The organism is Nocardioides fonticola (assembly GCF_039536805.1).
Taxonomy (GTDB): Bacteria; Actinomycetota; Actinomycetes; order Propionibacteriales; family Nocardioidaceae; genus Nocardioides; species Nocardioides fonticola.
In genome coordinates, this window is sequence record NZ_BAAAZH010000028.1 from 258,460 (window position 1) to 270,468 (window position 12,009).

A 12,009-nucleotide genomic window follows, 5' to 3' on the forward strand; every position below is an offset into this window, starting at 1 on the left:
TGACGCGCCCGTGCCCGACCCGTGACCCGACCCGTGACCCGGGCCGACCCCGGACGGGCCGGGTCAGCGCCCGCGGAAGACCGGGGTGCGCTTCTCGGTGCGGGCCAGGGCGGCCTCGCGGACGTCGTCGCTGGCCCAGCAGGCCGCGAAACTGGCCTCGATGTCGGGGTCCTGGTCGGTGGCCACCAGGCGGTTGAGCACCAGCTTGTTGTGGGCCAGCGTCAGCGGCGCCAGGGTCGCGATCTCCTGGGCCCAGGCCAGCGCGGCGTCGAGGTCGCCGGCCCGGTCGGCCAGACCGCAGCGCAGCGCCTCCTCGCGGTCGATGGTCTCGGCGGCCAGCATCAGGCGCCGCGCCATCCCTCCGCCGGCCACGGCCGCGAGGGCGCGCATCGTCCAGGCGTCGACGGCCATGCCGTTGCGGGCGGTGGGGACGGCGAACTTCGCCGTCGCGTCCGCGACCCGGAGGTCGCAGGCCAGCGCGAGCTGGGTGCCGGCGCCGATGGCGGGGCCGTTGACGGCCGCGATGAGGGGCACCGGGAGGCGGGTGAAGCTGTGCAGCATCCCGTAGAGGGCGTGCAGGAACTCATCGCCGTACACGCCGGTGAGGTCGGCGCCGGAGCAGAAGGACGTGCCCTCGCCCGTGATCACGATGACCCGCGCGCCGGCCTCGACCTCGGCGGCCGCCGCCTCGTGCAGATCGCGGCACTGCGCCAGGTCGAGGGCGTTGCGGCGCTCGGGGCGCCGCAGTTCGATCAGGGAGACGGAGCCGTCGCGTGTGGTGCCGAGCATGGCGCGCAATCTAGCCAATCGCGACCGCTCCCCCGGACGCCGTCCGGCCGGGGTCCGCACCGTGGACGGCGGGTCACGCCCCCGCCCAACGCCGCCCCGCGCTGCGGCGGGCTGCGCGCGCCTCGACGTCGGCGGCCGTCACCTGGGCGGCGCGGACGGCGAGGACGATGCAGACGACCATCGCGGCCACCAGCCCCGTGACGACGACGGCGAGGAAGGAGATCCACCACAGGGCGCTGTGCGCGTCGCCGCCGTGGTGGAGCGGGGTGTAGGTGGAGCCCAGGTGGGCGAGGGCGTGGGTGACGGGCGTGATGACGGGCGTGGTGACAGGCGTGGCGGACATGGGTCGCTCCTCTCGGTCACGACCACCCTCGCGGTGCGCTGCCCGGCGCGGTCAGGGGACGACGTCGCCCTCGCCGCGGGCCGGTGGGCCCGGTCGGCCGGGCCCTGGGTCAGCCCTACTCCGGGTAGCAGGCCACGTCGAAGGGCTGGGAGCCGAGGTGGCGCAGCACGCCGCGCAGCGACGCGGCCAACTCGGGATCGGCGGCCACGGTGGCCGCGATCTCGTCGAGCGCGTGCTGCAGGTCGCCGGGGGCGAGGTCGTCGGGGCGGGTCATCGCGAGTCCTCCGCTGGATCGGTCGGGTGGCGGGCGACCACGATCACCCTAGCCCGGGACCGGGCACCTCTTGACAGGTCTCGGCCCGCACCCGAGGCTCGCCCGCACCCCGCCCACACCCGCGCCCCGACCGAACCAGCCGAGGAGACGACGATGCCCGCACCCGAGACCGGCCCTGCCGCCGTCGTCCGCAGCCTGTGGGCCGCCCTCGCACGGCGGGAGTGGGACGCCGTGGCCGACCACATCGCCGACGACGGCCTCTACATCGACGTGCCGGTCGGTCCGACCGCGGCCGCGCGAGGCCCGGTCGACGTCGTGAAGAGGTTGCGCATCGGGCTGGAGCCGCTGGCCGACTACCGCAACCACGAGGGCCTGCTGGTCGCCGACGGGGAGGTCGTCATGTACGAGCATGCCGAGACGTGGACCTTCGCCACCGGCGAGGTCGTCGAGCTGCCGTTCGTCTCGGTGCACCGCGTGCGGGAGGGTCGGATCACCCTGTGGAAGGACTACTGGGACTTCGGCACCGTCGTGAACGCCGCGCCGCCGGGGTGGCTCGAGGGGCTGGCGGCCGCCGACATGAGCTGGATGTTCGACGCGACGGGGCTCGTCTGAGCGCCGCGTCCGGGAGCCGGCTCCCCCGGACGTCCCTCGGAACGCGACGAGGGGCCCGCTGCCGAAGCAGCGGACCCCTCGCGAGATCGCGTCAGACGATCAGAGCGGAACGACGTTGGAGGCCTGCGGACCCTTGGGGCCCTGCGTGACCTCGAACTCGACCTTCTGGTTCTCGTCCAGCGACTTGTAGCCGTTGGTCTGGATCGCGGAGAAGTGGACGAAGACGTCGTCGCCGCCGCCATCCTGCGAGATGAAGCCGAAGCCCTTCTCGGCGTTGAACCACTTGACGGTTCCCTGAGCCATGCTCGTGTTTCCTTCGGTGTGTTGCCTCGGGCACCGTGCCCGAGTCGTTCGCTGAAGACATCCAGGTGAAGCTTGTCCAGCGAAACCGAGGAGCGAAGCAACAGATGAGCCGGGCGTCCATCTGCCGACGCCCGGGAGGCCGGAGCCCCTTCAACTGGGGACAACGCTAGCAGGAGAACGGTGCCGCGACGAGACCGTCGTGGGCGTGCCGTCGCCGCAAGGGGGCTACCGGCTCGCGGCCTCAGAATCCGTAGCGGATGAAGGCCTCGAGGTCGGGGTCGCGGCGCGGACCGGCGTCCGGTACCGGGTCGGGGTCGTGGGTGGCGATCACGTCGTCCGGATCGACGGCCGCGGGCAGGTGCGTGTAGTCGACGGACCCGTCGCGGCGGCGGCGCTCGGATGCGGTCATGCGGTCCTCCTCGGACGATCAGCTCCAGGGTACGCCGCTTCCCGCTCTCGCGTGACCGCCGTCACTTTCCGCACCCCCGGCTCGTTGCCTCGACATGCGCTCCCTCCCCCGCCGCGCGCGCCGTCCGCGCCGTCCCGGTCCCTCGCGTGTCGCCCGGGCGGCCGCCGCCACGGCTGCCGCCGCCCTGCTGCTCCCGGTCGCCCTCGACGCGCGCGCCTCGGGTGCCGGACCCGCCGGACCGTCCGATCCGGCCTACCAGGTGCGCGACCTGCAGAACATCGCCGCCGCATACGGGCGCGTGACCTCAGGGCAACTCGGCAATCCGGCCTACCTGCCCGCGCTCACCGCCGAGATCGGACGCCGCGCGGTGGCCCAGATGCTCGCCCAGGCCGCCAACCCGCTGCGGCTCGCGATCACGCCCGGCCAGCTGGTGCCCGGCTGGAACGTCGGCAACCCGTTGCGGGCCGGCTGGGTCGGCACGCGGGGTCGCGCTGAGGAGGTCGCCTTCACCAACCGGTACGGCGCCCTCCTGCACGGCACCGTCTGGGCGCCGGCCGCCGACGCCCGCGACCCCTACACCGGCGAACGGCTGCGCGGCCCCTACCCCGGCGTGGTGATCACCGAGGGATCGGTCGGCGGCTCGGAGGGCATGTACGAGTGGTTGGCCCAGGACCTCGCCGAACGCGGCTACGTCGTGCTGACCTACGACGTGCAGGGCCAGGGCCGCAGCGAGACGCTTCCCCACACGAGCGGCCAGGCCACGCCGTTCTGCGACGTCTTCGCCGCCCCGGTCGCCGACGAGACGACCGGGTGCCCGGGCGTGCCGTTCCAGCAGCTGTCGAACTTCACCGTCGGCACCCGCGACGCCCTGGACTTCTTCGTCTCCACCCCGTCGGCGCCGGCGAAGGTCGCGCCCGGCGGCGAGGGGGCCACCACGCCGTACAACCCGTTCTGGCGGCTCTTCGACCGCAGCCCCGACCCGCGTCCGGCCACGCCCGGCCGGACGACGCGCATCGCGATCATCGGCCACTCGCTGGGCGCCCAGGCGGTCTCGCTCGTCCAGGGACGCGACGAGCGGGTCGCGGCGGTCGTGGCCCTCGACAAGCTCCGCGGGGACGGCGGCGTCCGGCCGAGCGTCCCGGCGCTCGCGGTGCAGTCGGAGTACGGCTTCACCGTGCAGCCCTGGTGGCTGGGCGGCGGCGGGATCACCCCGGCGCCCTCGCCGTCGGGACCCGACCCGATGCGCGAGCGACGCACCGGTTTCGAGGCCTGGCGCAAGGCCGGTCTCGACACGATGCTCGTGGTGCCGCGGGCCTCCACCCACCTGGAGTACACCGACATCCCGCTGGTGCTGCCGGCGAGCCGCTACGGGCAGGACCTCACCAGCGTCTACGTGCAGGCCTGGCTCGATCGCTACCTCAAGCATGCCGACGACCTGCCGGTCCTGCTCGGCGGCCGGTTCCGCTACCTCGAGCCGCAGGGCGGCGGGGTGTGGGCACCGGTCACGCTGCGCCGCGACGACCTGCTGAGCTTCTACTACTGCTCGGCCTACGACGTGGCCGGGCGACGCGACCTCGACATCGCCGGGGTGGGCTGCTGAGTACGGTGCCGCAGCCACCCCGGCGATCGCCGGTCGCAGGTGGTCAGACGACCCGGGCGCGCAGGAACTCCAGGGTGCGGCTCCAGGCCTGCTGGGCGGAGGCCGAGTCGTAGGTGCCCATGCGGTCGAGGTCGTTGTGGAAGGCGTGACCGGCCGGGTAGTAGAAGAACTCCACCTCCGCACCGGACTCCTCGCGGATCTGCGCCTCCTGGGCCCGCGCCTGGTCGACGGGGTAGAAGCCGTCCTCCTCGGCGTAGTGCCCCTGGACGGCGGCGGTCAGGCCCCGGTAGGCGTCCGGGACGGCCGGGCCGACGCCGTAGAACGGGACGGCGGCCGAGACCTTCTCGCCGGCCTCGACGGCGAGCAGCAGCACGAAGCCGCCGCCCATGCAGAAGCCGACGGTCCCGACGGTCGAGGAGGTCACGGCGTCGTGGGCGAGCAGGTAGTCGACGGCGCCGCTGAGGTCCTTGGCGGCCTGCTCGACCGGCAGCGACATCATGATCGAGCCGGCCTCGTCGGAGTCGTGGGCGACCCGACCGCCGTAGAGGTCGGGGGCGAGCGCGACGAAGCCCTCGCGGGCGAGGCGGTCGCAGATGTCGGCGATGTGGTCGTCGAGACCCCACCACTCCTGGATCACGACGACGCCCGGACCCGACCCGGACTCGGGCACGGCGAGGTAGCCGTGCGCCTGGTGACCGTTGCTGGCGAAGGTGACGTTCTGACGCGGGTTCTCCGCGGTCTCTTCTGACATGGGTGCCAGGCTAGGTCGGCCGCCAAGCGGCGTCCCCCCGCCACCGTCCCGGACGCCGACCGCCCGGCGTCCGCTCGCCGCCCATGCGGCATCATCGCCATAACAGTCCGACCGGACCGCCGAAGGCGAGGACCCATGAGCCAGCACGACCTCCCCACCGTCGAGATCGACGGCAAGCAGCGCTACGTCGAGCCCGCCGAGGCCACCGACGTCGAAGCGTTCCGCGCGGTGGTGCGCTCGCGGCGCTCGGTGCGCAAGTTCACCGACCGGCCGATCCCGCCCGACGTGCTCGACGACTGCCTCGACCTCGCGATGCTGGCGCCCAACTCCTCGGGCCTGCAGATGTGGGAGTTCTATGTCGTCCGCTCGCCGGAGAAGAAGGCCGCGCTGGTGAAGGCGTGCATGAGCCAGCTGGCGGCCCGCACCGCCGCGGAGCTGATCGTGTGCGTCTCGCGAACCGACCGGATCCGCGAGCACGCCCAGCAGACGCTGCGGGAGTGGCCGATGCCGACGATGAACCCGCTCGTGCGTCGCTACTACCAGCTCATCCCGTGGCACTACTCCCCCGGCCCGTTCGACGTGGCCGCCCGGGTCAAGCGGGTGGTCTACAGCGCGGTCGGCCTGGTGCGCCCGATGCCGCGCGGCCCCTTCAGCTCCGCCGACCTCGACCTGTGGGCGGCGAAGTCGACGGCGCTCGCCTGCGAGAACCTCGTGCTCGCCTTCCGTGCCCACGGCTTCGACACCTGCATGATGGAGGGCTTCGACGAGGCGCGCGTGCGCAAGCTCCTCGACCTCCCCGATGCCGCCCTGCCGATCATGGTCGTCGGCGCCGGGGAGCGGGCGGCGGACGGCGTCTTCTGGCCGCAGCTGCGCTTCGACCGCGATCAGTTCGTGCACGAGGTCTGACCATGTGGGGGGACTGACCCTCCCGTTCACCGAACGGTCACGGCGTCGCAGGACGAGCGACGGCGCGATGTTGCTTGACCGGATCAACCTTCCCAGCGGTCGGGAACCGTTCGGGAGGGTCGGATGCGGCAGGGGAAGTGGCGCGTGCTCGCCGTCGGCGTCCCCTCCCTCGCCGGCCTCGTGGCCGGCGTCCTGCTCCTCGGCCTCGGGCTCGTCGCCGCCGTCCCGGCCGTGCTGCCGGCGCACGGGGCATCGACGCCGACCGGCACGACGGCGACCGGCGTGCACGTCGGCCCCGCCGACTGCGGAACCGGCTGGTCGGACAGCGCCGCCGGACGCCGCGACCTGACGGTCTGGAACGACGGCCCCACCGCCGTCGACGTCTACCTTCAGGAGCCGTCGACCGGACGCATCGTGCTCGACGTCGAGTCCCTCGGCTCGCAGGCCTCGCGGACGACCAGCGTGACGCTGGCGGCCGGCACGTACCGCTTCGTGTGCGCCAGCACCGAGGCCGGCAGCGTCGGCGGACCGACCGCGACCGTCAGCGGCGCCCTGCCTGCGGGTCAGCACGCGACCGCCGGCGTCCTGCCGATCACCTCCGCCGACCTGGTGGGGCCGGTCGGCCGCTACCAGCACTGGGTCGCGGGGCACCTCCACCGGCTCCAGCGGCGCGTGCGCACCCTGCGGCGCGCGCTCGCCCACGGCGACCACGCAGCCGCCGTGACGGCCTGGTGGACGGCCACCCTGCTGTACCGCCGCGTCGGCGGCGCGTACGGCGCCTTCGGACGCTTCGATGCCGCCATCGACGGGCGGCCCTTCAGCGGGATCCCGCCGCCCGGCACCCGCACCACCGGCCTCCCGCTCATCGAGGAGCTGCTCGTCTCCGGGCGTCCCCCGCGCAGCATCCTCCCCGCCGTCGATCGACTCGCCGCCGCCGTCCGCGGCCTGCGCGAGCACTTCGGCACCGATCTCGCCCTCGCCCCGATCGACCTGGGCCTGCGCACGCACGAGATCCTCGAGGACGCCGACCGCGACCTGGCCTCGGGCGCGCTCGACACGCCGTCCCGCCTCGGCCCGGCGCTCCTGACAGCCGATCTCGCCGGCACCCGCGCCGCTCTCGCCCCGCTGCTGCCGTTGCTGCGCGATCGTGACCCCCGCCTCGGCCGGCTGACGCGCGCGCTGGCGCGCCTCGGCGCCACGCTCCGGCAGCTGCGCCGCGCACACCCGGCCGGCGTCCGGCTCGCCTCGTTGCCCCGCGCCGCCCGGGAGACCCTCGAGGCCCGCCTCGACGGCGCCCTCGAACTGCTCGCCGACGTCGCCGTGATCACCGACCCGGTGCAGCCGATGCCGGAGGTCGCGCCGTGACCCGACATGCGCCCGGAGGAGGCACCGGACCAGGCACCGGACGGGTGACCCGACGCGGGCTGCTCGGCGGCGCGGCCGGCGCCGCCGGAGGTGCCGCCCTCGCGGCCGGCGCGGGCCTCGCGATGGCGCGCGACGACACGACCACACCGGACGAGGGCGACCTGCGCTACTCCGCCGACGGTCCGCACCAGGCCGGGATCCTCACCCCGGTGCAGCGCCATGCCTGCTACCTGGCCGGCGACGTGACCACCGACCGCGAGGGGCTCCGGCGACTCCTGGACACGCTCACCGCACGCATCCGCGCGCTGACCGCCGGCGGGCCGGTCGGCGACGACGGCCTGGTGCGCACCGCCGCCGACAACGGCATCCTCGGCGACGACCTGCCGACCGCCGGCCTCACCATCACCGTGAGCGTCGGCGCGAGCCTGTTCGACCGCCGCTTCGGGTTGGCGCCACGACGGCCGGCCCGGCTGGTCCCGATGCCCGCGTTCGCCGACGACGCCCTCGACCCGGCCTGGTGCGGGGGCGACCTGCTGGTGCAGGTCTGCGCCGACGAACCCGACGTCGTCGTCCACGCGGTGCGCGACCTGCTCCGCGCCACCCGCGGCGACCTGCAGGTGCGGTGGCGCCGCGACGGCTTCACCTCCCCGCCCCGCCCCAGCGGCACACCGCGCAATCTGCTGGGGTTCAAGGACGGCACCGCCAACCCCGACGTCTCCGACGACGCGCTCATGGACCGGCTGGTCTGGACGCACGGTGGGGGCGGCGAGCCGGACTGGGTGGAGGGCGGCAGCTATCACGTCGTCCGCCTGATCCGGATGTTCGTGGAGTTCTGGGACCGGGTCTCGGTGCGCGAGCAGAACGCGATCTTCGGCCGCGACAAGTCGAGCGGCGCACCCTTGACCGGCACCGACGAGTTCGACCCGCCGGACTACACCGGCCAGAGCGGCGGCGGCGCGATCCGCCTCGACGCCCACATCCGGCGCGCCTCGCGCAGCGGGACGGCGCCCGACCAGCGGATCCTGCGCCGGGGCTTCAACTACGACGCCGGCCTCGACGCCGCCGGCAATCTCGACATGGGCCTGATCTTCACGTGCTTCAACGCCGACCTCGAGCGCCAGTTCACGGCGATCCAGCGGCGCCTGGAGGGCGAGGCCCTCAGCGACTACGTCTCCCCCTTCGGAGGCGGCTTCTACTTCGCCCTGCCGGGCCTCGGCAGCGGCGAAGGCGGATGGGCACGCGCCGTGCTCGGGACCTGACGCACCCTCCGCCGCCCTGCAGCACACCCGTCACCACCGTCGAAAGGACCTCCTCCAGATGAGGACGACACTCCCCCGGCGTCGCGGCGCCGTCGCCGCGATGGCCGTCACCGGCCTCCTCGGCGCCGGCCTCGCCGCCAGCGCCGCCGTCGCCGCGGACTCCCCCGCACGCACCGGCGACTCCGCAGCCGGCCCCGCCAGCCCGGCCAGCCCGGCCAGCCCGGCCAGCCCGGCCACCTCCACCACCAGCACGCCGATCAAGCACCTCGTCGTCCTCTTCGACGAGAACGTCTCCTTCGACCACTACTTCGGCACCTACCCGAAGGCCGCCAACACCGACGGCGTCCGGTTCACCGCCGCCAAGCACACGCCGGCGGTCGACGACTACCTCGCCCACCCGGAGCTGCTGAAGGCGAAGTCGGCGCGCCACCCCGACGGCAACCCCAACGCCATGCCGCCCTTCCGGTTCTCCCCCGACGAGGCCGTCACCTGCGACCAGGGGCACAGCTACACCCCCGAGGAGAAGGCGATCGACGGCGGCGCGATGGACAAGTTCGTCGAGAGCGTCTCCGGCGACACCTGCGGCCTGCTCAACCGGGTCGGGCAGACGATGGGCTACTTCGACGGCAACACCGTGACCGGTCTGTGGAACTACGCCCAGCACTTCGCGATGAGCGACAACGCGTGGAGCGACACCTTCGGACCCTCGACGCCGGGCGCCCTCGAGGTCGTCTCGGGTCAGACCCACGGTGTGCGCAGCTACGACCCGACGTCGGGCACCGAGAACCCGACGCCCACCTCGACGCCGGACTCCTACGCGGTGCACGCGCCCGACGCCTCGGGCGTCGGCACGGTGATCGGCGACCCCGACCCGGTCTACGACGACTGCGCCGACGCGAACCACACCAAGACCAGCGCGCTCGCCGGCATGGTGCCCGAGGACCGCAACATCGGCGACCTCCTCGACGCGAAGTCCGTCAGCTGGGGCTGGTTCCAGGGCGGCTTCGCACCCGACGTCCCCTACGCGGGCGCCGGCACCTACGCCCAGTGCACGCACACCTCGACCAACATCGACGGCACCCCGGACGTCGACTACAACCCGCACCACGAGCCGTTCCAGTACTACAAGAGCACCGCCAACCCCCACCACCTCGCGCCGGCCAGCCCGGCCGAGATCGGCCACGACGGTCAGGCCAACCATCAGTACGACCTCTCGCTCTTCTACGACGCCCTGGCGAACAAGGACGGCGCCTCGCTCCCGGCCGTCTCCTACCTCAAGGCGAAGAACGTCGAGGACGGGCACGCGGCCTACTCCGACCCGATCGACGAGCAGCACTTCCTCACCCGCACGATCAACGCCGTCATGAAGTCGTCCTACTGGAAGGACACCGCGATCGTCGTCACCTACGACGACTCCGACGGCTGGTACGACCACGTCGCACCGACGATCACCAACTCCTCCACCACCGCCGACGACACCTCGACCTGCACCGCGCCGGCCGCAGCCGGGGTGCCCATGCTGAACGGTCTGCAGGACCGCTGCGGCCCCGGCCAGCGGATCCCGTTCCTCGTGATCTCGCCCTACGCCAAGCAGAACTACGTCGGCTCCTCGCTCATCACCCAGAGCTCGGTGGTGCGCTTCATCGAGGACAACTGGTCGCTCGGCACGATCGGCGGCGGCTCCTTCGCCGACACTGCGGGCACCATCACCCCGCTGTTCGACTTCTCCCACCGCCACCTCGCCCCGGTGCTGCTGCGCTCGAACGGCACGGTCAAGGCCACGGGCGCGAAGGCGAGGGCCGGTCGATGACGCCCTAAGCATGGCAGCGCGACGCGGGCGCCGTCGGGAGGATCAGAACGGATACCTCTCGGCGGCGCCCTGCATCGTCACCCACTGGAGTTCGCTGAAGGCGTCGAGGTTCGTCGAGGACCCGAACCGGCCACCGACCCCGGAGGCCCCGACGCCGCCGAAGGGGGCGGCGGTCTCGTCGTCGACGGTCTGGTCGTTGATGTGCACCATGCCCGAGCGGATGCGCTCGGCGACCGCGAGGGCACCGAACGCGTCGCCGGTGAGGATGCCGACCGAGAGTCCGTACTCGCTGGCGTTGATGAGCTCGATCGCCTCCTCGACCGTGTCGTAGGCGACGATCGGGGCGACCGGGCCGAACACCTCCTCGGCGAAGACGCGGGTGTCGGTCGGGACGTCGCGCAGCACCGTCGGGCGGTAGAACGGTCCCTCGTGGGTGCCGCCCGCCAGCAGGGTGGCGCCGGCCGCCACAGCCTCGTCGACCAGGGCCTGCACCCGGTCGGCCTCGCTGCTCGAGATGAGCGGCCCCAGCGCCGAGGCCGGGTCGGTCGGGTCGCCCACCGGCAGCGCGTCGGCGTGGGCGGCGAGTGCCCGGGAGTAGTCCGCCAGCAGGGACCGCGGAACCAGGTGGCGGCCGGTGGTCATGCAGATCTGCCCCTGGTGCAGGAAAGACCCCCAGGCGCCGGCCGAGACCGCGGCGTCGAGGTCGGCATCGGGGAGGATCAGCAGGGCGTTGTTGCCCCCCAGTTCGAGATGCACGCGCTTGAGCAGCCGGCCGGCGGTCTCGCCGATACGGCGTCCGGCCGCCGTGGAGCCGGTGAAGGAGAGGCAGCCGACGCCGGGGTGCTCGACCAGCGCCGCCCCCAGCTCCCCGTCGCCGGGCAGCACGTGCAGGAGACCATCGGGCAGTCCGGCCTCGGCGAACAGGTCGCCCGACACCGGCGTGCGGGGGTCGGGCTTGAGGACGACGCCGTTGCCGGCCGCCAGTGCCGGGGCGACCGACCGCATGGCCAGGACGGCGGGGAAGTTGAACGGGCTGATGACGCCGACGACACCGATCGGCACCCGCCGCTGGAGGGAGAGGCGCGGCTTCTCCGAGCGCAGCAGCGACCCGTAGGGCTCCGCGCACAGCGCGGCCGCACCGGACAGCTCGCTGACCACGAGGCCGACCTCGAAGGCGGCCTTGCCCTGGGCGGAGCCGGACTCGGGCACCAGCCAGCGCAGCAGCCGATCGGGGTCGGCCTGGAGGAGGGCGGCCGCGCGGGTGAACACGGCCGCGCGTTCGGGGTAGGGCGCGCCGGCCCAGGCGACCTGCGCCCGCGCGGCCGCGCTGACCGCGGCGTCGAGGAGCGCGGCGTCGGCCCGGCCGACCTCGGCGACCACGTCGCCGGTGGCCGGCGCGCGGACGGCGAGACTGCTGCCGGCGGGCACGAAGCCGCCCGTGGTGAAGACCGCCTCGTGCCATCGGGGGCTGCGGGGATCGGTCGCGAGGTCGGTCATGGCGGGGCTTCCTCTCGGTCGGGCAGGACGCGCGGCGCCGCCTCGCATCCGGGGAGTACCTCCACAGTGCCCCCGGACGCCAAGCCGGACA

At 73.5% G+C, this 12,009-nt stretch carries 13 protein-coding genes; 6 read left to right on the top strand and 7 right to left on the bottom strand.

What is annotated here, in order from left to right; all coding sequences use genetic code 11:
* Positions 1-63: 63 nt before the first annotated feature.
* The 3 genes from ABD671_RS18445 to ABD671_RS18455 form a co-directional block, all read right to left on the bottom strand.
* Positions 64-789, bottom strand: coding sequence for an enoyl-CoA hydratase (locus tag ABD671_RS18445; RefSeq protein ID WP_344734914.1), 726 nt, complete (start codon positions 787-789; stop codon positions 64-66).
* Between the two features lie 73 nt (positions 790-862).
* Positions 863-1,132, bottom strand: a complete 270-nt coding sequence (locus tag ABD671_RS18450) for a hypothetical protein (protein ID WP_344734915.1) — start codon at positions 1,130-1,132, stop codon at positions 863-865.
* Positions 1,133-1,247: 115 nt separating this feature from the next.
* On the bottom strand, positions 1,248-1,406 hold the full coding sequence (locus ABD671_RS18455; protein ID WP_344734916.1) for a hypothetical protein: 159 nt from the start codon (positions 1,404-1,406) through the stop codon (positions 1,248-1,250).
* Positions 1,407-1,559: 153 nt separating this feature from the next.
* Here ABD671_RS18455 and ABD671_RS18460 point away from each other — a divergent pair, with 153 nt between their 5' ends.
* Positions 1,560-2,018 (top strand): limonene-1,2-epoxide hydrolase family protein, encoded by a 459-nt coding sequence (locus ABD671_RS18460; protein WP_344734917.1) that lies wholly within the window; start codon positions 1,560-1,562, stop codon positions 2,016-2,018.
* 99 nt (positions 2,019-2,117) lie between these two features.
* Here ABD671_RS18460 and ABD671_RS18465 read toward each other — a convergent pair whose 3' ends face one another.
* Together ABD671_RS18465 and ABD671_RS18470 are read right to left on the bottom strand one after the other, a co-directional pair.
* The gene (locus ABD671_RS18465; protein ID WP_344734918.1) at positions 2,118-2,321 is read right to left on the bottom strand and encodes a cold-shock protein; all 204 of its coding nucleotides are present in this window, start codon (positions 2,319-2,321) and stop codon (positions 2,118-2,120) included.
* A gap of 241 nt (positions 2,322-2,562) precedes the next feature.
* Positions 2,563-2,730 carry a hypothetical protein gene (locus tag ABD671_RS18470; RefSeq protein ID WP_344734919.1) on the bottom strand — a complete coding sequence of 56 codons (168 nt, stop codon included), beginning with the start codon at positions 2,728-2,730 and terminating at the stop codon, positions 2,563-2,565.
* A 94-nt stretch (positions 2,731-2,824) separates the two neighbouring features.
* Between ABD671_RS18470 and ABD671_RS18475 the strand changes: the two genes are divergently transcribed.
* Positions 2,825-4,330 carry an alpha/beta hydrolase family protein gene (locus ABD671_RS18475; RefSeq protein ID WP_344734920.1) on the top strand — a complete coding sequence of 502 codons (1,506 nt, stop codon included), beginning with the start codon at positions 2,825-2,827 and terminating at the stop codon, positions 4,328-4,330.
* Positions 4,331-4,373: 43 nt separating this feature from the next.
* Here ABD671_RS18475 and ABD671_RS18480 read toward each other — a convergent pair whose 3' ends face one another.
* Positions 4,374-5,081, bottom strand: a complete 708-nt coding sequence (locus tag ABD671_RS18480; RefSeq protein WP_344734921.1) for a dienelactone hydrolase family protein — start codon at positions 5,079-5,081, stop codon at positions 4,374-4,376.
* Positions 5,082-5,216: 135 nt separating this feature from the next.
* Here ABD671_RS18480 and ABD671_RS18485 point away from each other — a divergent pair, with 135 nt between their 5' ends.
* The 4 genes from ABD671_RS18485 to ABD671_RS18500 all read left to right on the top strand — a co-directional run bounded on the left by ABD671_RS18485 (position 5,217) and on the right by ABD671_RS18500 (position 10,421).
* On the top strand, positions 5,217-5,987 hold the full coding sequence (locus tag ABD671_RS18485) for a nitroreductase family protein (protein ID WP_344734922.1): 771 nt from the start codon (positions 5,217-5,219) through the stop codon (positions 5,985-5,987).
* 123 nt (positions 5,988-6,110) lie between these two features.
* Entirely contained in the window at positions 6,111-7,352 is a 1,242-nt protein-coding gene (locus ABD671_RS18490) for an EfeM/EfeO family lipoprotein (protein ID WP_344734923.1), read from the top strand.
* A 44-nt stretch (positions 7,353-7,396) separates the two neighbouring features.
* A complete protein-coding gene (efeB, locus tag ABD671_RS18495) occupies positions 7,397-8,611 on the top strand; it encodes an iron uptake transporter deferrochelatase/peroxidase subunit (RefSeq protein ID WP_344734924.1) in 1,215 nt (404 codons plus the stop codon).
* Positions 8,612-8,669: 58 nt separating this feature from the next.
* A complete protein-coding gene (locus ABD671_RS18500; RefSeq protein WP_344734925.1) occupies positions 8,670-10,421 on the top strand; it encodes a phospholipase C in 1,752 nt (583 codons plus the stop codon).
* Between the two features lie 42 nt (positions 10,422-10,463).
* Here the strand turns inward: ABD671_RS18500 and ABD671_RS18505 are convergent, their stop codons facing one another.
* Entirely contained in the window at positions 10,464-11,918 is a 1,455-nt protein-coding gene (locus ABD671_RS18505) for an aldehyde dehydrogenase family protein (protein ID WP_344734926.1), read from the bottom strand.
* Between the last annotated feature and the right edge of the window lie 91 nt (positions 11,919-12,009).